General features: G+C 66.1%; 27 protein-coding genes. 12 read left to right on the plus strand and 15 right to left on the minus strand.

The features are described 5' to 3' along the window. Complete coding sequence (locus tag AC1DWU_RS04855; protein ID WP_477148838.1) at positions 1–369, minus strand: hypothetical protein; 369 nt, start codon at positions 367–369, stop codon at positions 1–3. Positions 370–667: 298 nt separating this feature from the next. Between AC1DWU_RS04855 and AC1DWU_RS04860 the strand changes: the two genes are divergently transcribed. From AC1DWU_RS04860 to AC1DWU_RS04870, 3 genes are read left to right on the plus strand one after another with little or no spacing between them, the layout of a single operon-like run. Further along, on the plus strand, positions 668–1,258 hold the full coding sequence (locus AC1DWU_RS04860; RefSeq protein ID WP_477149061.1) for a TetR/AcrR family transcriptional regulator: 591 nt from the start codon (positions 668–670) through the stop codon (positions 1,256–1,258). Continuing rightward, the gene (locus AC1DWU_RS04865) at positions 1,248–1,613 is read left to right on the plus strand and encodes a nuclear transport factor 2 family protein (RefSeq protein WP_477148839.1); all 366 of its coding nucleotides are present in this window, start codon (positions 1,248–1,250) and stop codon (positions 1,611–1,613) included. The genes AC1DWU_RS04860 and AC1DWU_RS04865 overlap by 11 nt, the downstream gene beginning before the upstream one ends. Positions 1,614–1,657: 44 nt before the next feature. Next, a complete protein-coding gene (locus tag AC1DWU_RS04870; protein ID WP_477148840.1) occupies positions 1,658–2,008 on the plus strand; it encodes a TfoX/Sxy family protein in 351 nt (116 codons plus the stop codon). Positions 2,009–2,056: 48 nt separating this feature from the next. Here AC1DWU_RS04870 and uvrB read toward each other — a convergent pair whose 3' ends face one another. From uvrB to AC1DWU_RS04885, 3 genes are all read right to left on the minus strand, one after another. Beyond that, the gene (gene uvrB / locus AC1DWU_RS04875; protein ID WP_477149062.1) at positions 2,057–4,441 is read right to left on the minus strand and encodes an excinuclease ABC subunit UvrB; all 2,385 of its coding nucleotides are present in this window, start codon (positions 4,439–4,441) and stop codon (positions 2,057–2,059) included. Positions 4,442–4,809: 368 nt separating this feature from the next. Then, the gene (locus AC1DWU_RS04880; protein WP_477148841.1) at positions 4,810–5,289 is read right to left on the minus strand and encodes an SRPBCC domain-containing protein; all 480 of its coding nucleotides are present in this window, start codon (positions 5,287–5,289) and stop codon (positions 4,810–4,812) included. After that, complete coding sequence (locus AC1DWU_RS04885; protein ID WP_477148842.1) at positions 5,286–5,618, minus strand: ArsR/SmtB family transcription factor; 333 nt, start codon at positions 5,616–5,618, stop codon at positions 5,286–5,288. Before AC1DWU_RS04885 ends, AC1DWU_RS04880 begins: the two co-directional genes overlap by 4 nt. 127 nt (positions 5,619–5,745) lie before the next feature. Here AC1DWU_RS04885 and AC1DWU_RS04890 point away from each other — a divergent pair, with 127 nt between their 5' ends. After that, the gene (locus tag AC1DWU_RS04890) at positions 5,746–6,360 is read left to right on the plus strand and encodes a dihydrofolate reductase family protein (RefSeq protein ID WP_477148843.1); all 615 of its coding nucleotides are present in this window, start codon (positions 5,746–5,748) and stop codon (positions 6,358–6,360) included. 1 nt (position 6,361) lies between these two features. On the opposite strand, the gene AC1DWU_RS04895 is transcribed toward AC1DWU_RS04890, so the two are convergent. Next, a complete protein-coding gene (locus AC1DWU_RS04895) occupies positions 6,362–7,210 on the minus strand; it encodes a LysR family transcriptional regulator (protein WP_477148844.1) in 849 nt (282 codons plus the stop codon). A 96-nt stretch (positions 7,211–7,306) separates the two neighbouring features. Between AC1DWU_RS04895 and AC1DWU_RS04900 the strand changes: the two genes are divergently transcribed. Then, positions 7,307–7,591 carry a putative quinol monooxygenase gene (locus AC1DWU_RS04900; protein WP_477148845.1) on the plus strand — a complete coding sequence of 95 codons (285 nt, stop codon included), beginning with the start codon at positions 7,307–7,309 and terminating at the stop codon, positions 7,589–7,591. A 110-nt stretch (positions 7,592–7,701) separates the two neighbouring features. On the opposite strand, the gene AC1DWU_RS04905 is transcribed toward AC1DWU_RS04900, so the two are convergent. From AC1DWU_RS04905 to AC1DWU_RS04920, 4 genes are all read right to left on the minus strand, one after another. Further along, positions 7,702–8,142 carry a hypothetical protein gene (locus AC1DWU_RS04905; protein ID WP_477148846.1) on the minus strand — a complete coding sequence of 147 codons (441 nt, stop codon included), beginning with the start codon at positions 8,140–8,142 and terminating at the stop codon, positions 7,702–7,704. A gap of 262 nt (positions 8,143–8,404) precedes the next feature. Further along, positions 8,405–9,073: a polyprenyl diphosphate synthase gene (uppS, locus tag AC1DWU_RS04910; RefSeq protein WP_477148847.1), complete on the minus strand. Its 669-nt coding sequence runs from the start codon at positions 9,071–9,073 to the stop codon at positions 8,405–8,407. Between the two features lie 135 nt (positions 9,074–9,208). After that, complete coding sequence (locus AC1DWU_RS04915) at positions 9,209–9,574, minus strand: transcriptional regulator (RefSeq protein WP_477148848.1); 366 nt, start codon at positions 9,572–9,574, stop codon at positions 9,209–9,211. Next, the gene (locus AC1DWU_RS04920) at positions 9,564–10,172 is read right to left on the minus strand and encodes a hypothetical protein (RefSeq protein WP_477148849.1); all 609 of its coding nucleotides are present in this window, start codon (positions 10,170–10,172) and stop codon (positions 9,564–9,566) included. The genes AC1DWU_RS04915 and AC1DWU_RS04920 overlap by 11 nt, the downstream gene beginning before the upstream one ends. 142 nt (positions 10,173–10,314) lie before the next feature. Between AC1DWU_RS04920 and AC1DWU_RS04925 the strand changes: the two genes are divergently transcribed. Then, positions 10,315–10,488 carry a hypothetical protein gene (locus AC1DWU_RS04925; protein ID WP_477148850.1) on the plus strand — a complete coding sequence of 58 codons (174 nt, stop codon included), beginning with the start codon at positions 10,315–10,317 and terminating at the stop codon, positions 10,486–10,488. Positions 10,489–10,558: 70 nt separating this feature from the next. Beyond that, positions 10,559–11,716: a DUF2652 domain-containing protein gene (locus tag AC1DWU_RS04930; RefSeq protein ID WP_477148851.1), complete on the plus strand. Its 1,158-nt coding sequence runs from the start codon at positions 10,559–10,561 to the stop codon at positions 11,714–11,716. Positions 11,717–11,724: 8 nt separating this feature from the next. On the opposite strand, the gene arfB is transcribed toward AC1DWU_RS04930, so the two are convergent. The 4 genes from arfB to AC1DWU_RS04950 all read right to left on the minus strand — a co-directional run bounded on the left by arfB (position 11,725) and on the right by AC1DWU_RS04950 (position 16,299). Further along, positions 11,725–12,153 (minus strand): alternative ribosome rescue aminoacyl-tRNA hydrolase ArfB, encoded by a 429-nt coding sequence (arfB, locus tag AC1DWU_RS04935; protein WP_477149063.1) that lies wholly within the window; start codon positions 12,151–12,153, stop codon positions 11,725–11,727. A 62-nt stretch (positions 12,154–12,215) separates the two neighbouring features. Beyond that, a complete protein-coding gene (locus AC1DWU_RS04940; RefSeq protein ID WP_477148852.1) occupies positions 12,216–13,568 on the minus strand; it encodes an MBL fold metallo-hydrolase in 1,353 nt (450 codons plus the stop codon). Further along, positions 13,565–15,679: a S8 family serine peptidase gene (locus AC1DWU_RS04945; protein ID WP_477148853.1), complete on the minus strand. Its 2,115-nt coding sequence runs from the start codon at positions 15,677–15,679 to the stop codon at positions 13,565–13,567. The genes AC1DWU_RS04940 and AC1DWU_RS04945 overlap by 4 nt, the downstream gene beginning before the upstream one ends. A gap of 143 nt (positions 15,680–15,822) precedes the next feature. Beyond that, positions 15,823–16,299 (minus strand): SDR family oxidoreductase, encoded by a 477-nt coding sequence (locus tag AC1DWU_RS04950; RefSeq protein WP_477149064.1) that lies wholly within the window; start codon positions 16,297–16,299, stop codon positions 15,823–15,825. 215 nt (positions 16,300–16,514) lie between these two features. Here AC1DWU_RS04950 and AC1DWU_RS04955 point away from each other — a divergent pair, with 215 nt between their 5' ends. The 5 genes from AC1DWU_RS04955 to AC1DWU_RS04975 are packed head-to-tail and all read left to right on the plus strand — an operon-like array spanning position 16,515 to position 21,145. Beyond that, positions 16,515–17,882, plus strand: coding sequence for an LLM class flavin-dependent oxidoreductase (locus AC1DWU_RS04955; protein ID WP_477148854.1), 1,368 nt, complete (start codon positions 16,515–16,517; stop codon positions 17,880–17,882). After that, complete coding sequence (gene msuE / locus AC1DWU_RS04960) at positions 17,882–18,457, plus strand: FMN reductase (protein WP_477148855.1); 576 nt, start codon at positions 17,882–17,884, stop codon at positions 18,455–18,457. Before AC1DWU_RS04955 ends, msuE begins: the two co-directional genes overlap by 1 nt. Before the next feature lie 27 nt (positions 18,458–18,484). Further along, entirely contained in the window at positions 18,485–19,450 is a 966-nt protein-coding gene (locus AC1DWU_RS04965; RefSeq protein ID WP_477148856.1) for an aliphatic sulfonate ABC transporter substrate-binding protein, read from the plus strand. Positions 19,451–19,461: 11 nt separating this feature from the next. Next, a complete protein-coding gene (locus tag AC1DWU_RS04970; protein WP_477148857.1) occupies positions 19,462–20,313 on the plus strand; it encodes an ABC transporter permease subunit in 852 nt (283 codons plus the stop codon). A gap of 4 nt (positions 20,314–20,317) precedes the next feature. Beyond that, positions 20,318–21,145, plus strand: coding sequence for an ABC transporter ATP-binding protein (locus AC1DWU_RS04975; protein WP_477148858.1), 828 nt, complete (start codon positions 20,318–20,320; stop codon positions 21,143–21,145). A 58-nt stretch (positions 21,146–21,203) separates the two neighbouring features. Here AC1DWU_RS04975 and AC1DWU_RS04980 read toward each other — a convergent pair whose 3' ends face one another. Then, on the minus strand, positions 21,204–21,902 hold the full coding sequence (locus AC1DWU_RS04980; RefSeq protein WP_477148859.1) for an SH3 domain-containing protein: 699 nt from the start codon (positions 21,900–21,902) through the stop codon (positions 21,204–21,206). Between the two features lie 190 nt (positions 21,903–22,092). After that, positions 22,093–22,731, minus strand: coding sequence for a peptidase inhibitor family I36 protein (locus AC1DWU_RS04985; RefSeq protein WP_477148860.1), 639 nt, complete (start codon positions 22,729–22,731; stop codon positions 22,093–22,095). Between the last annotated feature and the right edge of the window lie 157 nt (positions 22,732–22,888).

The raw sequence follows: 22,888 nt of genomic DNA on the forward strand, positions 1-22,888 counted from the left end.
CTAGTAATTCGGCTGGAACAGCGTCCTCCACTGCCCGTTCTTCTCCAGCCACACCGTATGCCGGGCGTTGTACAGGTTGGGTTCGCCGGCTTCGATGGTGCGCATGGTGAGCTGGCAGACCAGCATGGTGGCGGTGGCCTTGATGGTGCGCGACTTGGTGATCTTCACGCTGCTCGCCAGGGCGAAGGCGCGGCCGCCGCCGTCGTTGAACTCCAGGCCCTTGGTCGATTCCTTGATGTCGGCGATGGTTTTGGGGTCTTCGCAGCGGGTCTTCGAAAAGCTGCCGTACTTGGCCCAATCGGTTTCGGCGAGGGCGGGCGAAAGCAAAAGCGTGGTGGCGACGGCAATGGCGCCAAGGAAGCGAAGCATGAGTGATCCCCCAAATGTCCGCGGATAGTAGCGCGGTGGCAGCGGTTGGGTAGGGGGCAAGAGCTGAGGCGTCGGAGCGAGGCTCTCCCCCTAGCTTCGCCATGACTGTCGCCTAGCTGCCTACCAGCCATTCGAGCGTAGCTCTCATGGCCTTCTCACCTAAAATCGCTCCACTGGAGCGATTTTGCCTTCGGCACGGCTCGAAGCCCCGCAAGGGGCCAGTGCATGCAGGCTAGCTTGACAGGCGATTCTTGATCGGTCATTTTAAAATGATCAATCAAGAATGGTGGCTGCGAGCATGGGGCGTTCCCGGGAATATGACGAGGATGCGGTGCTGGCCGGCGCGATGGGGGCGTTCCGGCGCCGCGGCTATGGCGCGGTTTCGATCAAGGAGCTGGAACAGGCGACGGGGCTGAAGGGCGGCAGCATCTATCACGGCTATGGCGACAAGGCCGGGCTGTTTGACGCTGCGTTTGCCCATTACAACCGGGCGGTGCTCGGCGGCCGCATCGCGCAATATGCGCCGGAAGCGGCGGGGCTCGGCGGTGTCAGGCAGCTGTTCCTGACGCTGCTGCAGGAGGCCAATGGCGAAGCGTTCGGCTGCCTCATCACCAATGCGGCCATCGAGTTCGGCGGGAGCGGCATGGCGCATCCCGGCGTCGCCGAAGGGCTGCGCATTCTCTCGGACACATTCGCCGATCGACTGGCCACCGCGCATCGCGCCGGGTTGCTGCGCAGCGGCGTGAAGCCGGCAAGCGCGAGCACGAAACTGCTGGCGCTCTATCAGGGCGTTCTCGTCCTGGTCCGGGTCGGCTCGGACAAGGCGGCGCTGGCCGCCATGATCAATGACGAATTCGACAACCTGGAAGGTAAGCAACATGACGCCTGAAACTCTTTGGAGGCGCTACGCCGCGATCTGGTCGCTTGACGCCGAGGCCCGGGGGAGCGAACTGGCCGCATGCCTCGCCGAGGACGTGACTTATTGCGACCCGAACGGGCTGATCGAAGGGCAGGCGGCGCTCTCGGCCTATATGGGCGGGTTCCAGCAGAGCGCGCCGGGCGGCGCGTTCCACATCCGCGCCGTGCTGCACCATCACGGCCGCAGCATCTCGCACTGGACGTTGCAGGGGCCGGATGGCGCGGCGCTGCAGACCGGCACCAGCTTCAGCACGCTGGCGGAGGACGGCAAGTTCCAGGCGATCAGCGGCTTCTTCCACGCATCCGGCGGAGACGAGTTGCGGTGAGCCCGGGATCGGCGCGGGAGCGGGCGCTGGAGCTGGCCGCGCAGATGGTTGGCATCGGCCCGGTCGAGGTCGGCCGGTTCTTCGGCGGCGCCGGGCTCAAGTGCGAGGGGGTGCAGTTCGGGTTCGTGATGAAGGGGACACTGTATCTGCGGGTGGACGATGACACGCGCCCGGCGTTCGAGGCGCTGGACGCGACGGCGTTTGTCTATAGTGGGCGATCGGGGACGGTGACGGTCGCCAGTTACTATGCGCTGCCGGGAGAGATTGCCGATGATCCGGATGAGCTCGTGCGGTGGGCCGAGCGGGCGTATGAGGTTGCGAGGGCGGCGAGGGGGTCGGTGAGGGGCGGCGCGAGGGGCTCCCCCCACCCTAGCTTCGCTACGGCTGGCGCCTAGCTGCGCCACCCTCCCCACTAGGGGGAGGGTGAAGGAAGGGGGCCGGCGCTAGTCCGCGGGGTTGGCGTCGAGGGCGTCGAGTTCCATTTCGCGGAGGCGTTTGACTTCGTCGCGGAGGCGGGCGGCTTTTTCGAATTCGAGGTTGGTGGCGGCTTCGCGCATCTCGCGTTCGAGGTCCTTGATGACCGCGGCGAGGTTTGCCCCGACCTGGATCTTTTCCTTGCCGTCCTTGCCCTTGCCGATCGAGACGGTGACGTGGTCCTGCTCGTAGATCGAGTCGACGATCTCCTTGATGTTCGACTTGACCGACTGCGGGGTGATGCCGTTGGCGACGTTGTAGGCGGTCTGCTTTTCGCGGCGGCGGCTGGTTTCGGCCATGGCACGTTCCATGGAGCCGGTGATGTTGTCGGCGTAGAGGATCACCTTGCCGTCGACGTTACGCGCGGCGCGGCCGATGGTCTGGATCAGCGAGGTCTCGGAGCGCAGGAACCCTTCCTTGTCGGCATCGAGGATGGCGACGAGGGCGCATTCGGGGATGTCGAGGCCTTCGCGGAGCAGGTTGATGCCGACGAGGACGTCGAAGGCGCCGAGGCGGAGATCGCGGATGATCTCGATGCGCTCGATGGTGTCGATGTCGGAGTGCATGTAGCGGACGCGGATGCCCTGCTCGTGCATGTACTCGGTGAGATCCTCGGCCATGCGCTTGGTGAGCACGGTGACGAGGGTGCGGTAGCCGGCCTTCGCCACCTGGCGGATCTCGTCGACGACGTCGTCGACCTGGGTCTTGGCGGGGCGGATCTCGACCGGAGGATCGATGAGGCCGGTGGGGCGGATGACCTGCTCGGCGAAGACGCCGCCGGCCTGCTCCATTTCCCAGGCGCCGGGGGTGGCGGAGACGTAGACGGTCTGGGGGCGCATGGCGTTCCACTCCTCGAAGCGGAGCGGGCGGTTGTCCATCGCGGAGGGCAGGCGGAAGCCGTATTCGGCGAGGGTGGCCTTGCGGCGCAGGTCGCCGCGATACATGGCGCCGAGCTGGCCGACCGTGACGTGGCTTTCGTCGATGAAGACGAGGGCGTTGTCGGGCAGGTATTCGAACAGCGTCGGCGGCGGCTCGCCGGGCTTGCGGCCGGAGAAGTAGCGCGAATAGTTCTCGATGCCGGCGCAGGAGCCGGTGGCTTCCATCATTTCGAGATCGAACAGGGTGCGCTGCTCGAGGCGCTGGGCCTCGAGGAAGCGGCCGGCGCCGTTGAGCTCCTGCAGGCGCGCCGCGAGCTCCTTGCGGATCTCCTTGATGGCGCCGGTGAGGGTGGCGCGTGGCGTGACGTAGTGGCTGTTGGCGAAGATGCGGACGGAGAGCAGGTCGGAGCTCTTCTTGCCGGTGAGCGGGTCGAATTCGGAGATGGACTCGATCTCGTTGCCGAACAGGGTGATACGCCAGGCTGCGTCTTCATAGTGCGCCGGAAATAGCTCCACCGTGTCGCCCCGGACGCGGAAGGTGCCGCGGACGAAGCCGGTGTCGCCGCGCTTGTATTGCAGCTGGGTGAGGGAGCGGAGCAGTTCCTGGTGGTCGACCTTCTGGCCCTTGCGCAGGTCGAAGGTCATGGCGGTGTAGTCTTCGACCGAGCCGATACCGTAGATGCAGGAGACCGAGGCGACGATGATGACGTCGTCGCGTTCGAGCAGGGCGCGCGTCGCCGAGTGGCGCATGCGGTCGATCTGCTCGTTGATGGTCGATTCCTTCTCGATATAGGTGTCGGTGCGCGGGACATAGGCCTCGGGCTGGTAGTAGTCGTAGTAGGAGACGAAGTACTCGACGGCGTTGTCGGGGAAGAACGACTTCATCTCGCCATAGAGCTGGGCGGCCAGTGTCTTGTTGGGCGCGAGGATGAGGGCTGGGCGCTGGGTGCGCATGATGGTCTGCGCGGCGGTAAAAGTCTTGCCGGAGCCGGTGACACCGAGCAGCACCTGGTCGGTCTCGCCGTTCTCGACGCCTTCGACGAGGTCGGCGATGGCGGTGGGCTGGTCGCCGCGGGGCTCGTAGCTGGTGACGAGCTTGAACGGCACGCCGCCTTCGGATTTGTCGCGCGGGGCGGGGCGGTGGGGCTTCCACTCCTTGTTGCCTTCGACCTCCTTGCGGCCGTGGAGGATGATGTCCTCGAGGGCCTTCACGGTGGCGGAGATGCCGACGGTCTGGGCGCCGGCCAGCGACTGGCCGGGCATGTTCTTGGCTTTGACCTTCTTCTTGGAGGTCTCCAGCGCCTCGCGCAGCTGCTCCATGACCTCGGGGTCCTTGGCGGCCTGGCGGGAGATGTCGCGCGCGGTGACGCGGCCGGAGGGCAGGTGGCCGAAGCCGGCCTGGTCGGATTCGCCCATGCCGCCGAAATCCGGGCGATCGACTGAGTTGGCCTTGGATTTTGGCGCCTTGAGCTGCATGCCAGTGGCGGCGCTGCGGGCGGTTTTCTTCGGCTTTTCGACAGGCTGGGGCGTTAGCGGCTGGATGCCGGTGCCGGCGGCTTCGGCGGCGCGGCGGGCGGCGTTGTCCAGGGCGCGCTTGTTCTTCAGCCGCTCCTGGGGGAGGCGCTTGTTGAGCCGCTCATCCTCCGCCTTCTCGATCTCGCCGAGGAAGTCGTCGATGGAAAACTCGGTGGTGGCGGGCTTCTTCTGCGAGGGCATGGCGATCTCGTACAGCTGGCGTCGGCAGCGAGCACCATAGATAGGTGCGCTGTCAGACTCTGTCAGTAGCGGCGTAGCGGAACGCTAGCACGAGAGGAACGGAATGGGAACAGGGGCGGCCGCGGGAGTCAGCTGGCTGGCGTTTCGACGAACTTTGCCAACTGCCCGATGACGGTGCCCCAGCCGTCGTAGAAGCCGAGTTCGGCGTGCTTGTCGCGATGGGCGCGGTCGCTGTGCATGACACGGGCGCTGTACTGGGTGCCGCCGTCGACGGCGTGCAGCGCGATTTCCGCCGTGATGAAGCTGCTGGGGGCGGGGCGCCAGCCGCCGAGCAGGGCGTCGGTGAAGATGAGGCGCTGCTCCGGCTCGACTAGGAGGAAGCAGCCGTTCATGTGCGGCGCGAAGGGCTGGCCGGCTTCGCTGATTTCAGTGACCAGCGGGCCGCCGGGGACCACCTCGAAGCGGACGGCGCGGCATTTGGCAGGCTCCGGAACCCACCATTGCTCGAACTTGCGGGGCTGGGTCCAGGCCTCCCAGATCGCGGATTTTGGCGCGCGGATGAAGCGCTCGATGATGAGGTCGCGTTCCGGGTCGATCGGTTCAGTCACGGCTGCTGTTCCCTGGTGACGAAGGCCTCAAGGCGATCGGTGCGCTTGCTCCACAGCTTGCGCTGGTCGCTCAGCCAGTCCTCGATTGCGTCGAAGGTTGCCTTCTCGATGGTGCAGGTGCGGACCCGGCCGGACTTGGAGGTGCGGATCAGACCGCTCTGCTCGAGGGCGGTGATGTGCTTCATGAACGAGGGCAAGGCCATATCGAATGGTTGCGCCAGTTCGCCCACGCCGGCTGAGCCAGAGCCCAGGCGTCGCAGGATGGCTCGCCGCGTCGGATCGGCGAGGGCCTGGAAGATGCCGTTCAGTTGCTCGGTGCCTGCGTGCATTTCCGACGCCTAGCACCGGGGCATGCTTAGCGCAATGGCTAAGTATTTTAGAGCCTGCATCACTTAGCCGTTGCGCTAACTGTCTTGCGTTGATAGTTAGCCGAAAGGCAAAGTGTTGGAGATCGAAATGAGACTGGTCGTAATGACGTTCGTGTCGCTGGACGGTGTATATCAGGGGCCGGGGAGCCCGGAGGAGGATCGCAGCGACGGCTTTTCTCGCGGTGGCTGGTTCGTGCCGTATCTCGACCAGGTGTTTCTCGACCAGGCGAGGGAGTGGCTGCAGAAGGCGGGAGGCCTGCTGCTTGGCCGCCGGACATACGAGAGTTTCTCGCGGGACTGGCCGGAGATGAACAAGCCGGACGATGCGATCGGCTTGATGATGAACAGCCTGCCGAAATACGTGGCGTCCTCGACGCTCGGGACCACCGCGTGGGGGCCGGCGACCATCTTGCGGGGCGACATCCTCAATGAGGTCGGAAAGCTGAAGGACCGTGAAGGTGGCGAGCTGCAAGTCCACGGTAGCGGAAGCCTTGCTGGGTCGCTGCTGGCGGCCGGGATCGTCGATGAGCTGCGGTTGGTCGTGGCGCCGGTGATCGTTGGTGCGGGCCACAAGCTGTTCGCCGACGGCGGGGTCGCCACGGCGATGCGGGCGTTGCGGAACGACACGACGCCGGGTGGGCTCAATATCCAGGTGTTCGAGCGGGCGGGCGAGGCGGAATATCAGACCTTCCAACGGCCATAGGCTACGCGCCGCGCATGCACTCGGCAAGAAATGCCACGACGGCACTGACGTGGGGAGCGCCGCGGAGGTCGCGGTGGAAGGCGATCCAGGCGTCGCGGCGGAACGATGCAGGGTCGGCTTCGACCAGCTCGGGCCCGATGCTTCGGGCAAGGAAAGTCGGGAGCGCGGCGACGCCGACACCGGCCTGCGCCGCGGCGCATTGCGTGACGAGGTCGTTGCTGCGGAGTAGCAGTGGGCGATCACCGGCGAGCTGCTTCAACCATTGCTGGTTGGGCGCCTCGTCGAGCTCATGGCTGAGGCCGATGAAGCCACGGTCGGCGACGGGGTGCGTGGCGAGGTAGTCCGGCGCGGCATAGGCGCGGTACGTCACCTCGCCGACGCGGCGGACGACAAGCGAGCGATCGTCGGGGCGGGAGAGGCGCAGGACGATGTCTGCCTCACGCCGCGTGAGCGAAGCGGCATGGGTTTCGCCGAGCAGCTGCAGGTGGAGATCGGGATGCGTGGGGCGGAAACGGTCGAGGCGTGGCGCGACGAGGTGGGAGGCGATCACCGGTGGCAGACTGACGGCCACCTCCACTGCAGCGGTCCCGCTTTCGGCGAAGAGCGAGCGCTCGAGCGTGAGCGCTTCCGTCAGCATGCGCCGCGCCGACGCCGCGACGCGCTCGCCGGCCCCCGTGAGGATGTAGCGGCCGGAGCGGCGGTCGACGAGCTTCTGGTTGAGCCCCGATTCCAGCGCCGCAACGCGGCGGGCCACGGTGCCGTGCTCGACGCGCAGGACGCGCGCCGCCCCCAACAGGGTGCCGGCATCAGCCAGGGCGACGAAATGGCGGAGATCCTGCCAGTCGAGCATTGGGAAATTTCTCACAGCCGGTGCACGTAATTGCCAGATTTTGCACATCCGCGGCGCGATGCAAACTGCGCGCATCTACAAAACGGAGACTGCAGAATGACGAAGATCAGGCGCGTGGTGCGGATCGAGGCCAAGCCCGGAGTGGCGGAGCAAATGCGCGAGGCGCTGCTGGCGCTGCAGCAGGCGACGGCGGCTGAGGCGGGCTGCGATGAGTTCGGCTTCTTCCAGGCGCTGGACCGGGCGCACTCGTTCCTGCTGATCGAGGATTTCGCCGACCAGGCGGCGCTGGACCTGCACATGCAGACGCCGCACACGCAGGCCTTCTTCGCGCGGGACCTGGTGGCCGGCATTGCGCCGATCGAGAGGGCGTGGATGTCCTAGGGGCCGACCAGGGCAGCCGCTGCGGGGGCCGGCCGGCGGCGCTTCGTGGTGGGCAAGAAGAGGCGGCCGTACACCAGAGCCGCCTCATCTACTCGCGCGTGGGCGGCTATTCAGCCGGAGTGGGCGCCGAAGATGCTGCCGGCCCACGCCATGACGCCGCCGCCTCCGGCATAGCGGCGGAGCCGTGCTGCCAGGTTGTGGCCGGTGAGCGAGCCCATGTAGTGGCAATCGCAGAGCAGGTGATGGGCGTCCTCGTCAGTCATCTCGAAGTAGTCCATCGCGTCGCCGAGCGTGTTGCCGGTGAGGCCGTCGCCGAGCAGGACAGGGTCGCGGTAGGCGAGGGCGAGCGGGGTGGTATCGCCGCCACGATAGGCGCGGCGCTCGTCCTCGGGCAGATACTCAATGCGATACAGCGCTTCCAGCGGACCGCCGTGCCGATCGAGCAGATCGGCCCAACGGCTGAGGCGCTCGCGACGGGTCATCCTAGTGATGGGATTTGCCGCGACGATGGCGGCAGCTTCGCGCAATTGTTCGGGGGTTTGGTGCTTCATGGGGGCCTCCTCGGGGCTTGCACAGGCGGGGCCGCTGGCCGAATTGCCCCGCTGGTGTCCGTGTGCCCGATGCTAGGCCCGCGAGGCGCCCAACGGCTCGTGCCCTGGCCCTGCTTGCTGGAAGAATAGTGCGCTGCAAAGTCGCCGCAATCACGGCGGGTCCCGAAGATGTGACCGGCATTACGCCGATCGGGAGGTGTCGAGGAAGGGTTGGGGAAGAGGTAAGCGTGGAGGCGCGTTCCATCCGAACGCGCCGCTGTCTTCATGCCGGGATGGCGCCGAAGCTGCGGGTGCGGCTGGTATAGTCGGCGAGGGCAGAGTCGAACTCGGCGGGGCCGAAATCGGGCCAGCGGGTCTTGGTGAAATAGAGCTCGGCCTGGGCGCATTCCCACAGCAGGAAATCGGAAAGGCGCTGGTCGCCGCCGGTACGGATGAGGAAGTCGACGTCCTCGGTGCCGAGCTGCGCGGCAACCGCTTCGGGCGTGAGGCCCTGGCCTGCGGCGGCGAGGATGGCGTCGCGGGCGGAGTAGTCGATGGCGATGCGCAGGTGCAGACCGGTGCAGGCGGCGGTGGTGCGTTCGGCGACGGCGATGGCTTTCACGAGGCCGAGCGGCAGGCGGTCGCGGCGGCCGAGGATGGAAATGCGGACATTGTTGTCGCGGAGCTGGCGGGCTTCGACGAGGAGGAAGTGGCGGAGCAAGGCCATGAGGCCGGCGACTTCGGGCTCGGGGCGGCGCCAGTTGTAGGTGGAGAAGGCGTAGAGGGTGAGGGCGCCGACATCGTTGGCGATGGCGGTGCGGACGGCGGCGCGGACTGCATCGGCGCCGACCTCATGGCCGGCGGGGCGGGGAAGGCCGCGCGCTTCGGCCCAGCGGCCATTGCCGTCCATGATGATGGCGACGTGGAGTTTGTGGTGGGGAGTGGTTTGCATTGTAAACCTCATGAGTGAGCGTTAGGGGTAGGCATGATTTGTGCTCGGTGACGGGGACTGATGGTTGGGTCGCTCCCTCCACCCGCTTCGCCGGTCCTCCTCCCCCGCCACGCGGGGGAGGATCAGAGGGGGCCGTCAGGTTGGGCGGAGCTTTGGTTGAGCATTCGGAGTGCTGGCTCGCGCCGAGGCGTCGCGGACGACGCGTTCAAGGACGCCGAGGTAATCGAGGAAGCGCTGGCGGCCGGCGGGGGTGAGGCGGATTTCGGTGAGCGGGCGGTTACCGGTGTAGCCCTTGTGGATGTCGACGAGGCCGGCTTCCTGCAGTACGGCGAGGTGGCGGCTGAGGTTGCCCTGGGTCAGGCCGCAGAGGCGCAGCAGGTCGTTGAAGGCGAGGCCGTCGGGGCGGCTGATGAGCGAGGTCAGGATGCCGAGGCGGGCCTTTTCGTGGATGACGCGATCGAGCCCGTCATAGGCGAAGGGGGCGTCGGACTCAGCGGACATTGGCGGCCTCCGAGGTACGGTGGACGATGGCGGCGACGAGCAACTGGCCGATGGCGAAGGGCAGGCCCATGTGCCAGGGCGAGAGAGTGTGGTCGGCGGCGGCGAGCATCAGCACGGTGAAGCCGGAGAGCAGGTACCAGGCGCCGGCCAGCGCAATGGCGCGGGGCAGGGAGCGGGCGGCGGCGAAGATGCCGAGGCTGACGAGGATCAGCCACAGGCCGGGCACCAGCCACAGTTGCTCGGGCGCGAAACGGGCGAAGAAGGCGAGGAGCGCGGCGCCGGCGACGCCTGAAGGCACGAAGTTGAGCACGGCTTCGCGGATCATCTGGTCGGCGAGGCCGGCATGATGGCGGCGCGAGCGGCGCAGCATCTCGGCGCCGATGAGGGCGACGGCGAGGATAGCGGTGAGCACCCAGGCGGCGAAGTAGGCGGCGGGTTCGGCGGCGCCGGGGAGGATCGACTGTAGCGCAGCAACCGCGAAGGCGAGGGCGCCGGAGGTGGCGAGGGCAGCGGGACCGAGGCCGAGGAACTCGCTGGATTGCGCGAGGCGGGACTTGATCTCGACGATGTCGGCCAGGGCTTTGTCGAGATCGGACATGGGGCGGGCGCTCGGTTTGCGATGCAAAGTAGATTGGAGTGCAAATTGGGGAGGATTTGTGGCGGGTGACGGGGTGGTAGTTGGCTTGAAGGCGGGGTAGCGTGCGCAGGGGTAAGCTCGGCAACCGCTCGGCGTTGAATGGGTGCTCGACCAGTACAAGGAAAAGACGCCGAAGGACCCGACCATCCGCGAGAGGTTCAACACCTATCGCTTCGCCGATTACAAGGAGAAGGGGATCGACCTGATCGGGCGGGTGACGTGGGTGAGCGTCGAGACGGTGGCGATCACCGAGGCGATGAGATCGGCGAAGCGCTGATCCGATCGCCCCTCTACCACCCCGGCCCCGTTTCGTGACAAACTGCCCTCGCGGCGGGGGAGGGGTTATGGTGGCCACCCGGCTTGGCTATTTCCTGATCGCCGACATCACCGGCTATACCCAGTACCTGGGGGCGTCGGAGTTGGAGCATGCGCAGCAGACGCTGACGGCGCTGCTGAATTTGCTGATCCGGGATACGCGGCCGCCGCTGGTGATCTCGCGGCTCGCGGGGGATGCGGTGATCAGTTATGGGCTCAGCGACAACTTCCTTACCGGGCAGACATTCGCCGAGACGATCGAGGACACGTACGTGGATTTCCGCCGGGCGATCGAGCGGATGGTGCACAACACGACGTGCCCCTGCAATGCGTGCCGGAATATCGGGTCGCTGGACCTGAAGTTCTTCGTGCATCACGGCGAATTCGGGGTGCAGAAGCTCGATGCGCATGACGAGCTGGTGGGCTCGGACGTGATCCTGATCCATCGGCTGCTGAAGAACCATGTGACCGAGGTGACTGGGTTCCGGGCCTATACGCTGTTCACCGATGCGGCGCTCAACAAGCTCGGGCTTGGGACCGAGGGGCTGGTGGTGCATGAGGAGAGCTACGAGAATTTCGGCACCGTGCAGGTCTGGATCGAGGACATGCACCCGGTTTGGGAAGAGAAGCGCCGGCTGACGCGGGTGACGATTCCGCCGGATCGCACGCTGATGCAGGTGAGCGCCGAGATCGACCTGCCGCGCGAGCGGGTGTGGGACTATCTGGTGCAGCCCGAGCACTACATGGTGCTGCTGGCGGCGACTCGCCTGGACGTGAACCGAAAGAGCGGCGGCCGGGTGGCGGTCGGCAGCGTGTTCCAGTGCTACCACGGGGATGCGATCATTCCGCTGACGGTGCTGGAGTGGGAGCCGTTCGAGCAGATGGTGGTGGAGTACATTCCACCGATCCCCATCAAGGGGGTGACGGGGCTGACGGAGTTGCGGCTCGAGGAGACGGCGACGGGGACTCGGCTGACGCAGATCTTCAGCAAATCGAGCGGGCCGCTGGTGGGGCGGATGATGGCGGACGCTGGGTTGAAGTCGTCGGCCAAGGAATTCCAGCACGATATTGATGAGTTCAAGGCACATATCGAGGCGGACTACGCGGAGCATCGCGATGAGATGCCCCCGCCGGTGTTCATTGGCGAGGCGGAAGTGGGCGCGGCGGCGCGGGCCAGCCTCTCGGCGTAGCCAAAAGCTCAGTCGAAGTTCCTCGAACTTCGCAGCTTCTTGACAGCTCCCCGCTGGGTCTTGCCTTCGAGGCGGCGCTGCTTCGAGCCGAAGGTGGGCTTGGTGGGGCGCCGCGGTTTCGGCGGGACGAGGGCGGCGCGAAGCATCTGCGTCAGGCGGTCGATGGCGTCGTCGCGGTTCTGCGGCTGGTTGCGGAAGCGATTGGCGGTGATGACGATGACGCCGTCGGTGGTGAGGCGGCTGCCGGCGAGGGCGGCGGCGCGGTGCTTCAGCGGCTCGGGGAGCGATGGCGAGCCCATGAGGTCAAAGCGGAGCTGGGCGGCGCTGGCCACCTTGTTGACGTTCTGGCCGCCGGGGCCGGGGCTGCGAATGTAGTCGATGCCGATCTCCGCAAGCGGGCGATGCACGGCACCGCCGATGTGGATGGAGTCAGGAATGAGGAGGGCTCCGCTGGATTGGCGGAGACTAGCATGCGGCGCCGGGGATTTTCAGCCCCGGCTCAGACCTCCAGCTCCAGCGGTTTGTTCTTCAGGTATTTCAGCTTGAGGCGGCCGTGGCTCTGTTGCTTGGCCGTGGCGAGTTTCTGCTCGATAGCGGCGAACTGGGCGAGGCACTTGGTCAGCTTATCGGACGGCTTGTTGTTGTTCTTGGCCATGAACGCGGCCTGCTGCTTTTCCAGGTAGGCCGTGCTGCAGTTGAGCCAGATAGTGAAGGGCTGTCCAGCCTCCGGATTGGGCGAGAGCTTGTCGGCCGGGCCGAGGCGCGAGTCGAGCAGAACTTCGAGGACGCGCAGGTCGGGGTTCTCGTGCTCGCCATTGGCGCAGATCAGGTAGTTGTCGGCGGTGATGCGCTTGACGAATGCGCGGTCGAGATTGTTCTCGGAACCGTGGTGCTGGAGCTTCAGCACGTCGACATGCAGGCCCCCGCCATCGGCGAGGCGGCCGTGATGGGTGAGGCCGGAGAGGATATCCTCGGAATGGCCGTCGCCGGTCATGATGACGCGGGTGACGCTGCCGCCGGCCTTGGGTTCCTCGAGCAGCAACATCAGTGAGGCGAGGTTGGGCTCGGTGACGCTCTGGCGGTGGCCCAGTTCGTCGTCGATCGAGACGCCGAAGCCGGGCGGGACCGGGCCTTCGTTGTCCTCGAGCCAGGCTTCGAGCTTGGCGACGCTGCCGGCGTTGCCGGCATCGGCGAGCCAGTTCTTCCAGTATTTGCGGAGGATTTCGAGATCCTTCTTGAATGGGCCGATAATACGGACTTCGAGGGTGCTGCCGGGGGCGAGGCTGATCACCTCCTGGCCGCGCACCATGGCGAGCAAGTGACCAAATTCGCCGTTTAGTGGGATGTTCAACTGGTCGGCGGCGATGCGGCGCGACACCTTGATGGCTTCGGGGATGGAGTTGGCGACGGAGCGGAAGGCGTCGGCGAGGCGAAGCAGGGTCGGGGTGGAAGAACTGGAGAGGCTGTTGGCGCGGGAGGCGAGCACGCTGCCGATGGCCTCGGACTCATCGACCATGGTCTTGAAGGCGTTGTGCCAGATGCGCTTGACCTCGGGCGGCTTCCGGAAGGACGGCTTGGTGGCCGGCAGGCCGTGGCCATGCTTGTGGTCGTAGACGCGCCAGAGCACGGTGTCCTCAAGCAGTTGCAGGACGCCCGCGATATGGTCCTGGTCGACATGCGAGACGTAGACCAGATCCAAATGCTTGCCGGTGTCCTCGGCCCATTTGCCGAGGAAGCCCCGTGCTTCGGCGGCATAGGCGTCGGGCATGCCGCCGTCGGCGAGGATGCTGACGGCGCCGGCTTCGAGCAACAGGCAATCGCCCTTGCCGGAGGGCAGGAGAGTGATCTTCATGACTTGTCCTCGGCGGTCGGGGGGCGGCGGGTTGGAACGGCTTTTGGAGGGGCGTTGCGCCGACGCGCCGGGCCGGCGGCGGCAGCGCCGGCGGCGATGGCCGGCTTTGCCGGAGCCGACTTCTTGAGCTCGATGCGATCCAGTGCGCGTGAGGCCTCGGCGACACAGGCGGCCGGCGAGATGACGCCGAAGCCGAGATCGTTGGCCCATTTGTAGGTGGCGCCGGGCAGCGGGCGGGACGTGGCCTTGATGATGCCGAGGATCTGCGCGGCGGTGAGCGTCGGCTCGGCGGCGAGCATCAGGCCGACGACGCCCGCGACATAGGGACTGGCCATGCTGGTGCCGGTCATCTCGATCCACAGGTTGTCCGGGTCGCCAAAGCCGTTGGCGGCGACGATCCGGGTGCCGGGGGCAGTGATGTCAGGTTTCAGGCGGCCGTCGCGGGTAGGGCCCTGGCTCGAGGTGATGTGGGCGCGACGCTTCAGTTCATCGAGATTTGCGACGGAGACGACGCGCTGGCCGCAGGCGAGGGCGCTGACCGACGAAGTGTCGACATGCGAGGCTTCAGTGAAGAACGAGGGCCAGAAGTAGTTGCCGTCGCCAAGATCGGCCGGATCGTCGCGCTCTATCCAGGCGTGAAAGGCGCCGTCGCGGATGACCCGGCCATGCAGCCTCACCTCCCAGGTGCCTGAGGGGATGCCGACGATCACGTCAGTGCCGAAGAATGGGCTGAGATAAACGGCGATGTAGTTGGCGCCGTTGGTGGGGTGGTGCAGCTCGTTATAGACGCTGATCAGGGTGCGGTCGGGCAGCTGATGGTTCTCGATGAACTCGCCGGGCTGCACCGGGCCGATCCAGTCGCCATCGGGCGGGCGGATGCTGATGGCGAAACGGTCCTGCGGCTCGTACCAGATTTCGAGTTCGTTTTCCGAGGCGTCCTTGATCTTGTCGCCGACCACCTGCCACTCGAGGATATGGTCGAGGCCCTGGGCGTCGATCCTGCCGCTCGCGTGGATGCGGCCCATCATGTAGCCGAGATCGTCGGGTGCCTCGGGTCGTTCCTGGCCGGCATTGCCGGCGGCGATGCAGATGGAGCGGCCCGGTTCCGTGAGCAATGCATCGATCCAGCGATCGAGGATGCTGGATCCGTCATGGGCGTGGCCGTTGGTGCCCAGGCTGATGTTGATCGAGATAGGGCGCTCGCCGGCGAGATCGAGCAGGTAATAGATGGCATCGAGCAGGGTGGTAGAATCGTAGAACGAGGTGCGGCGATCCATCTCGTCCTCGGGCACCGCGATCAGCACCGCCGCGATCTCGGCGCCGCTGCAGATGCCGCTGTTGCCCGCGGCGATCGAGGCGACATGGGTGCCGTGCGATCCGACGACCATCTGGGATTGCGGCTCGAGATCGTGTGGCGAGACGTGGATGGCCTCGGCGTCGGCGAGCGCCGCCTCCATCGCCGCAGCGGTGATGACCCGGCCGCGCTTGAGGCCCTTGCGGTCGCGCCCTTCCTTGGCGCCCTGGTCCCAGATGCTGACGAAGCGGGACTTGCCGTCGGAGATGAAGTCCGGATGGGCCCAGTCGAAGCCCTCGACATCGATGATGCCAATCATCATGCCCTTGCCGTCGCCGAGTTGAGCCGCGGTGGCATCGGGTGCGCGGGCAGCGGGAGCAGTGGCGCCAGCGCTGCCCTTGAACGGGCGCGGCAGCTTCAGCGCGTCGGCCGGCTCGATGAAGATGGTGCTGCCGTCGCGGGCGAGATCATATGCCTCGTCGAGCGACATGCGCCGAGTGCCCATGCCGCGCAGGGTCTGCTGGCCGGCGACCGGCGGCAGCGTGTCGGTCGCACGCACGAAGACGCTGACTTCGACGGCCTCGCGCTGCGCCTGCACATCGACGCCGCTCTTCTTTGCGGTGCCGCGACGCGGCGCGTCGGCGGGCGCTATGGCCGTGGCAACGGGCGGCGTGACCGCGGCCAGTTGCTGGGTCTTTACTCGTAGTGCCGGCTGTACCTCAGATTTGGCGGAACTGACGTCCGGGTCGCAATTAGAGAACATCCGCAGCTTCGGATGCATGTTCCGCAGCACAACATTCTGCCAACTGTCGTTCATCGCATTCGCCCCGTGTCGAATATTCAGATACCAACAGAATAACTGGGGGCGGATGATGTCAGCAGATATTGTCACAAGCAACAGGGTAATGTGTATTTATCGTTGCAGTGGAAATCGCGTGCAGAACGACGGTTTGTTGGCGGTCAATCCGCGTCCATGACCGAGCCGCAGGTGACGTTGAGGATAGCACCGCTGATGGCCGTGGCGCGGTCGGAGGCGGCGAAGGCGGCGGCGTTGGCGATCTCGGCGAGGGTGGTCATGCGGCCGAGGATGGTGCCTGACGACATGTAGGCTTTGAACTCCTTGAACATTTCGGCGTGCTCGGGGGCCACAGGCCAGGTCTCGGGTATGGCCTCGGAGCGGAGGCAGACGACGCGGATGCCGTGCGGGCCGAGCTCGGCGGCAAGGGTGCGGGATGTGACTCGATGGTGGCGCAGGCGGTGCCGAAGCCGCCGGTCGAGTGCTTCATCTGATCGCGGCCCGAGAGATGGGCGCCGGTAGAGGAGAGGGTGACGATGACAGAGGAGCCTTGCTTGACCATGCGGCCGTCGCGGTATTCGGGGGTGGGGAAGGGGGTCCGGTGGAAGTGCTGGGTGGTGCGGCCGGCGACAGAGCAGCATATGGCGGCTGACAAGGCGCTGAACGTCGGCCGCGGAAACCACTCAGTCTTGAGTCGCGGGGCTCGCCGTTCCCGGGAATTCTGCTCCACGGGGCAAAAAAAGCTCTCGAAGCGCGAGATCGGCGCAAAGCCATCAGTCGACAATGTATAGTGATTTAGTAGTTTAATAGACATCGAAGCCGGGCATGGAGCGCGGCACCGGGGACAGATGCCGAAATGACCACCGAGAACAGACAGCTCAAGCTCGGCGCCTTCATCATGGCGACGGGGCACCATATCGCGGCCTGGCGCCATCCGGATGCGGACGCCGATGCCGGGCACAGTATCGACCACTATCGCGGGCTGGCCGAGACGGCGGAAGCCGGCAAGTTCGACCTGGTGTTCGTGGCCGACAGCCCGGCGGGTTGGGATGGCGACAAGGATCCCGAGACCCGCAGCCGGGTCAGCCATTCGGCGCATTTCGAGCCGGTGACGTTGTGGTCGGCGCTGTCGCAGGTGACCAGTCACATCGGGTTCGTGGCGACGGCTTCGACGACGTACGAGGACCCGTACCTCCTGGCGCGCAAGTTCGCCTCGCTGGACCATGTCTCGAAGGGCCGCGGTGCCTGGAACGTGGTGACGACTGGCGCCGATGTGTCGAAGAACTTCTCCATTGCCGGCCACCCGGCGCACGCCAATCGCTATGAGCGCGCCGAGGAAGTCGTCGATCTCGTCCTCGACCTCTGGGACAGCTACGAGGACGATGCGCTGATCCGCGACAAAGAGAGCGGCATCTTTCTCGACCCCAACAAGGTCCACAAGGTCAACCACCACGGCAAGTTCTTCGATGTCGCCGGGCCGCTCAACGTGGCGCGCTCGCCGCAGGGCCGGCCGGTGGTGGTGCAGGCCGGCGCTTCCGAGCCGGGCCGTGAGCTGGCGGCGCGGACGGCGGAGGTGATCTTCACTGCCAACCAGACGCTGGCCGATGCGCAGGAGTTCTATTCCGACGTCAAGGGGCGGCTCGCCAAGTTCGGTCGCCGGCCGGAGCAACTGCTGATCATGCCCGGGATCTTCCCGGTGCTGGGCGGGACGGAGAAGGAAGCGCAGGAGAACTACGAGTTCATCCAGTCGCTGGTGCACCCGACGATCGCCTGGTCGATCCTCAAGCAATACTATGTCGGGGTCGATCTCTCGGGCTATTCGCTCGACGACAAGGCGCCGCCGCTGCCCACCGATACCGAGCTCAACAAGAGCCGGCTGAAGCTGGTGTCGGACCTCGCGGCGCGCGGGCTGACGCTGCGTGAGCTGTATCTGTCGCTCGCCACGGCTCGTGGGCACCGGACAGTGGTCGGGACGCCCGAGCAGGTGGCGGACGCCATCGGCGAGTGGTTCCACGGTGGGGCGGCGGACGGGTTCAACATCATGCCGCCGGTGCTGCCGACGGGACTCACCGACTTCGTCGACCAGGTGGTGCCGGTGCTGCAGAAGCGCGGCTGGTTCCGGACTGAGTACGAAGGCACGACGCTCAGGGAGAACCTGGGTCTCAAGCGGCCGGTCAATCGGTTCGTCGAGCGTGCCGAAACCCTGGAAGAGCGGAGCGCGTGATGACCAACAACCTCAAGATCGTCGGCTTTGCCGGCTCGTCGTCGCAACCCTCGCGTACCCGCAACCTCGTCGAGGCCATAGCCGACGCCGCGGCGAAGCGTTCGAGCGCAGCGGTGTCGATCTATGACCTGACGGAGATCCACCCCTCGCTGGGCTCGACGCTGGACCCGCGGCAGGCGCCGCAGGATCTGCAGGAACTGATCGCGGAGATCACCACCGCGGATGCGCTGATCGTCGGCTCGCCCGTCTACAAGGGCACGTATACCGGGCTGTTCAAGCACCTGTTCGACCTGATCGAACCCAAGGCGCTGAAGGACAAGCCGATCGTGTTGTCGGCGACCGGCGGCAGCGAGCGGCATGCGTTGGTGATCGACCACGGGCTGAGGCCGCTGTTTGCGTTCTTTTCGGCCGACATCATCGCCACTGGGATCTATGCCACCGAGCCGGATTTCGCCGACTACCAGCCGCACAATCCGCTGTTGCTGGGGCGGATCGAGCGGGTGGCGGACGAACTCAACTGGCGGCTGCAAAGCAAGCGCGTCGAGGCGGCCGAGCCGCTGCGCGCCATCGCCTGACTTTTAACAATTCTGATGGAGACGACCATGATCGATCGTAGATCGACACTGAAGCTATTTGCCGCCGCGTCGGCGCTGAGCATCCTGCCGGGCGTGGCACGAGCCCAGGACACGGCCAAGGAATTCCGCATCGGCTGGCAGAAGGGCGGCGTGTTTGCGCTCGCCAAGGCCTCGGGCGATATCGAAAAGCGCCTGGCGCCGCTCGGCATCACGGTGACTTGGGCGGAGTTCACCTCGGGCCCGCCGTTGCTCGAAGCGCTCGGCGCCAACGCCATCGACTTCGGTTCGACCGGCGACATTCCCCCGCTTTTCGCACAGGCGGCGGGTGGTGACCTGGTCTATGTCGCGGCCAGCAAGAGCAGCGTTGCCGGCTCGGCCATCCTCGTCAAAAAGGACTCGCCGATCCAGTCGATCGCCGACCTCAAGGGCAAGAAGGTGGCGTTCAAGCGCGGCTCCAGCGCGCATAACTTTGCGGTGAAGGCGCTGCGCACCGCCGGGCTGACGCTGGCCGACATCGACGCGCTGGACCTGGGCCCGCCCGATGCGGCGCCGGCCTTTGCCAGCAACCAGCTAGACGCCTGGATCATCTGGGATCCCTACTATGCGATCGCCGAACAGGCGCCGGACACGCGCGTGCTGGTGACGACCGAAGGCATCGTCGACTCCTGGGGCTATTACCTGGCCAATGGCGGCTACGCCAAGGCCAACCCGACGATCGTCGCCGAGGTGATCGACGAGCTCGCCAAGGTGGGCAAGGCTGCACAGGCCGATATCGAAGCTACCGTGGGCAAGATCTCCGCGGTGACCGGCGTGCCCGAGCCGATCCAGAAGATCGCCCTCACCCGCAAGGGCGCCGACCTCGGCGCCATCCAGCCGCTCGACGAAACCATCCTCGCCTACCAGCAGGCGCTCGCCGACGAGTTCTTCGGTCTCGGGATCATTCCCAAGAAGCTCTCGATCGCCGACGTCTTCTGGTACGCGCCCGAGCTCTGAGGAGAGGCCAAATGACCCTGGTTGCCGATCTTCCCAAACAGGCCGCCCTGCCGGGCGGGCCAAACCTCCGCCAGGCCGGCCGCTGGATTTCGTCCCGGCTGGGCGGCGCGCTGCCCCTGCTTCTGCCGGCGACCATCGTCGTCGCATGGCAGGTTGCGTCGAGCCTGGGATTGATCGGCAACCGGCTCATGCCGGCGCCGCTCGACGTCCTCCGTGCCTTCTGGGACAAAACGGTCTCGGGTGAACTCGGGGTCAATATCGCGGTCAGCGCGCAGCGGGCGCTATCGGGGCTTTTCGTGGGCGGCTCGATCGGCTTTCTGCTCGGGCTCGCCAATGGTGTCTCGAGCCTGTCGCACCGGCTCACCGATACGACGCTGCAGATGCTCCGCACCATTCCCAACCTGGCGCTGATTCCGCTGGTGATCCTGTGGTTCGGGATCGGCGAGGAGGCGAAGCTGTTCCTCACCTCGCTCGGGGTGTTCTTCCCGATCTATCTCAACACGCTGCACGGGGTGCGGACGGTCGATCCGCAACTGATCGAGATGGGGCGGGTGTACGGGATGAGCGGCTGGACGCTGTTCCGCAAGGTGATCTTCCCGGGCGCGCTGCCCTCGATCTTTGTGGGGCTTCGGTTCTCGCTCGGCATCATGTGGCTGACGTTGATCGTGGCCGAGACGATGAATGCATCGTCGGGCATCGGGCACATGGCGAACTCGGCGCGCGAATTCATGATGACCGACGTGGTGGTGCTGGCGCTGGTGATCTACGCGCTGCTCGGCAAGCTGGCCGACGCCACGGCGCGCTTCCTCGAACGGCGGACGCTGCAATGGCATCCCGCATACCAGACTCCGGCGAAAGGGTGATCCGATGAGCCACATCGAACCAGCACGCAAGTTCAACGCGTGGGGCAAGACGATCGAGCCCGAGTATGGCCCGCGGGCGCCGTCCCCTGCGGTAGAGCGCAGCGGTGCGGTCGGCATCCGCATCGAGGGGCTGGATAAGTCGTTCGGTAATGTCTCGGTGTTGCGCGGCCTGGATCTCGAAGTGCCGGCCGGGCAGTTCCTCGCCATCGTCGGCAAGAGTGGGTGCGGCAAGAGCACCTTGCTGCGGCTGCTGTCTGGGCTCGACGAGCCTACCGCTGGACGGATCAGTTTCATTGGTTCGGCCGGCGAAACGGTGACGCCGAATGCCCGGATCGTATTCCAGGAGCCGCGGCTGCTGCCGTGGGAACGCGTCGCCGGCAATGTGGCGGTGGGACTGGGACCGGGTCAGACCGGCCGCACGGCGCGGGACAAGTCGCTGGCGGCGCTGCGCGAGGTGCAGCTCGACGAGAAGGCAGACGATTGGCCGTCGCAACTATCGGGCGGGCAGCGGCAGCGCGTGGCGCTGGCTCGGGCGCTGGTCAGCCGGCCGGACTTCCTGGCGCTCGACGAGCCGCTTGGAGCGCTCGATGCGCTGACCCGCATCACCATGCAGGGACTGGTCGAGCGGGTGTGGCAGGAGCAGGGGTTTACGGCATTGTTCGTGACGCACGACGTTGCCGAGGCGGTCGCGCTGGCCGATCGGGTGATCGTGCTGGACGAGGGGAAGATTGCGCTCGACATCTTGGTCGAACACGAGCGCCCGCGCTTGCGCGGCGCCGAGGACCTGGCGCGGATCGAGCGGCAGCTGCTCGACGCGATCTTCCGGCGCTAGCACGATGAAAAACGCCGCCCTGTGAGGGGCGGCGTTCGAGGGGGCGAAGCGAGCCGGGTTAGCGGACGCGGATAGAGCTGATTTCGCCGGTGGCGCCACGGAGGTTGCCGACGGTGCGCGAGATGACGATGCAGCGGCCGTTGAAGTTGGGGCGCTCGCAGATGAGAGCCTGGGCATCGCCGCGGACTTCGATGGACGAGATCGTGTCGTCCCAGCGGCCGAGGCGAGCGAGACGCTCGCCCGGGCGGGCGCAGAAGCTGTCGCCGCGCAGGTTTGTGCGCTCGTAGAAGCAGACGCGATCACGGGTGCCGCCCGGACGGCCGGGACGGATGTCGAAGCCGCCGGAGCCGACCTGGAAGTTGAAGCCGGGGACGTCGAAGCCGATGCTGACGTCGACGTCGGGGCGGCCCGGCCCCGGTCGATCAGGAACGATGACGCGGGTATCGATGTCGTCTTCGTCATCGTAGCCCGAACCGTCGTCGTAACCGGAGCCGTCGTCGTAACCGGAATCATCGTCGCTGAGATAGCTGGCGGAGACCCAGCCATCGGGGCCGGACTTGAGCACGTAGCACCACCCGCCGGAACAGCGGTCGATCTCGACCTCCTGGCCGGGGCGGAGCACGTCGACGACGGCGCCACTCACTGGTGCGCTGCGGACGTTGACGGTGCTGGTGGCGACGGCGGCATTGGCTGCGCCGGCGAAAAACAGGGAGCCGAGGAGCAGCGCGGCTGCTCCTGCCAATTTGATGGGGTACATGGGGGGGAGTCCTCTCTTTGTGACGCTCTGGGGCGTTCCTTGGGGGCAGGCTTCGAGTGTTGTCGCCGCGTGGCGAGAACGGCCGGCCGGCAAGGGAGTTCCAATCCTTGGTGGGGAATGCGTCCAAAATGCAAACGCCGCCCCGGAGGGACGAGGCGTCATCCCGGGGGCGGCGTTCAGGCTCAGAGCGTTAGTTAACTTCGAAGGACGAGATGTTGTTGTTGAGCTGGTTAGGCAGCGAAGACTTCGACGAGCTGATGTCGGCGCAGATGCCTTCGAGATCGAAATCGCGGCAGACCAACACGTCGGCATCGCCGAACACCTCGATCGACGAAATCGAGTCGTTCCAGCTGCCGCCGAGGGCGTCATCGCTGTCGCCGGGCTCGACGCAGAAGCTCTGACCGTTGAAGTTGGCGTTCTTGTAGAAGCAGACCTGGTCTTCCTCGACCGGCTCGGGGAGCGGTTGGGGCTTGGGCTGGTTGCCGACGCCGATGGAGATGGACGGCTTGCCGTCACCGCCGACGCCGAAGCTGAAGCTGAACGGCACGTTGGAGGCGGGCTTGCCCTTGTTGAGGCCGCCGAGGCGGTTCTGGCGCACCCAGCCGTCGGGGCCGGGGATCTGGATCAGGCAGACGGTGCCCTGGCAATCGACGACGGTGACCAGCTGGCCGGCCTCGACCGAGTTGACCACCGGTGAGTTGGGGTTGGCGGTCTTGCGGACGTTGGAGTCCTGCAGCACATGGGCGTTGGGGGCGGCGAAGGCAGGCGCGACGGCTAAGCCGGCGAGCGCGGCAAGCGCTGCGGCGGCGACGAGGTGGAGACGCTTCATGATGTGTTCCCTGATTGGCGGGCCGGGTCCGGTTCCGCGGGCGCAGATCGGTGCAGGCAGGTGTGCTGCACGCCAATGCGGCCGAGCACAGGATTATTCGCGATTCGAAAGGAAATCGACTGAATTACAACGGAGAAACGGCCCGCGCCGGGGGGCT

This window comes from Devosia sp. P2_G7 (assembly GCF_056403495.1).

What these genes read in the sequence shown, in the direction of transcription:
- AC1DWU_RS04855 (WP_477148838.1), bottom strand. Translation starts at nt 369, where the DNA reads ATGCTTCGCTTCCTTGGCGCCATTGCCGTCGCCACCACGCTTTTGCTT.
- AC1DWU_RS04860 (WP_477149061.1), top strand. Translation starts at nt 668, where the DNA reads ATGGGGCGTTCCCGGGAATATGACGAGGATGCGGTGCTGGCCGGCGCG.
- AC1DWU_RS04865 (WP_477148839.1), top strand. Translation starts at nt 1,248, where the DNA reads ATGACGCCTGAAACTCTTTGGAGGCGCTACGCCGCGATCTGGTCGCTT.
- AC1DWU_RS04870 (WP_477148840.1), top strand. Translation starts at nt 1,658, where the DNA reads ATGGTTGGCATCGGCCCGGTCGAGGTCGGCCGGTTCTTCGGCGGCGCC.
- uvrB (WP_477149062.1), bottom strand. Translation starts at nt 4,441, where the DNA reads ATGCAGCTCAAGGCGCCAAAATCCAAGGCCAACTCAGTCGATCGCCCG.
- AC1DWU_RS04885 (WP_477148842.1), bottom strand. Translation starts at nt 5,618, where the DNA reads ATGCACGCAGGCACCGAGCAACTGAACGGCATCTTCCAGGCCCTCGCC.
- AC1DWU_RS04890 (WP_477148843.1), top strand. Translation starts at nt 5,746, where the DNA reads ATGAGACTGGTCGTAATGACGTTCGTGTCGCTGGACGGTGTATATCAG.
- AC1DWU_RS04895 (WP_477148844.1), bottom strand. Translation starts at nt 7,210, where the DNA reads ATGCTCGACTGGCAGGATCTCCGCCATTTCGTCGCCCTGGCTGATGCC.
- AC1DWU_RS04900 (WP_477148845.1), top strand. Translation starts at nt 7,307, where the DNA reads ATGACGAAGATCAGGCGCGTGGTGCGGATCGAGGCCAAGCCCGGAGTG.
- AC1DWU_RS04905 (WP_477148846.1), bottom strand. Translation starts at nt 8,142, where the DNA reads ATGAAGCACCAAACCCCCGAACAATTGCGCGAAGCTGCCGCCATCGTC.
- uppS (WP_477148847.1), bottom strand. Translation starts at nt 9,073, where the DNA reads ATGCAAACCACTCCCCACCACAAACTCCACGTCGCCATCATCATGGAC.
- AC1DWU_RS04915 (WP_477148848.1), bottom strand. Translation starts at nt 9,574, where the DNA reads ATGTCCGCTGAGTCCGACGCCCCCTTCGCCTATGACGGGCTCGATCGC.
- AC1DWU_RS04920 (WP_477148849.1), bottom strand. Translation starts at nt 10,172, where the DNA reads ATGTCCGATCTCGACAAAGCCCTGGCCGACATCGTCGAGATCAAGTCC.
- AC1DWU_RS04940 (WP_477148852.1), bottom strand. Translation starts at nt 13,568, where the DNA reads ATGAAGATCACTCTCCTGCCCTCCGGCAAGGGCGATTGCCTGTTGCTC.
- AC1DWU_RS04945 (WP_477148853.1), bottom strand. Translation starts at nt 15,679, where the DNA reads ATGAACGACAGTTGGCAGAATGTTGTGCTGCGGAACATGCATCCGAAG.
- AC1DWU_RS04950 (WP_477149064.1), bottom strand. Translation starts at nt 16,299, where the DNA reads ATGCTGCTCTGTCGCCGGCCGCACCACCCAGCACTTCCACCGGACCCC.
- AC1DWU_RS04955 (WP_477148854.1), top strand. Translation starts at nt 16,515, where the DNA reads ATGACCACCGAGAACAGACAGCTCAAGCTCGGCGCCTTCATCATGGCG.
- msuE (WP_477148855.1), top strand. Translation starts at nt 17,882, where the DNA reads ATGACCAACAACCTCAAGATCGTCGGCTTTGCCGGCTCGTCGTCGCAA.
- AC1DWU_RS04965 (WP_477148856.1), top strand. Translation starts at nt 18,485, where the DNA reads ATGATCGATCGTAGATCGACACTGAAGCTATTTGCCGCCGCGTCGGCG.
- AC1DWU_RS04970 (WP_477148857.1), top strand. Translation starts at nt 19,462, where the DNA reads ATGACCCTGGTTGCCGATCTTCCCAAACAGGCCGCCCTGCCGGGCGGG.
- AC1DWU_RS04975 (WP_477148858.1), top strand. Translation starts at nt 20,318, where the DNA reads ATGAGCCACATCGAACCAGCACGCAAGTTCAACGCGTGGGGCAAGACG.
- AC1DWU_RS04980 (WP_477148859.1), bottom strand. Translation starts at nt 21,902, where the DNA reads ATGTACCCCATCAAATTGGCAGGAGCAGCCGCGCTGCTCCTCGGCTCC.
- AC1DWU_RS04985 (WP_477148860.1), bottom strand. Translation starts at nt 22,731, where the DNA reads ATGAAGCGTCTCCACCTCGTCGCCGCCGCAGCGCTTGCCGCGCTCGCC.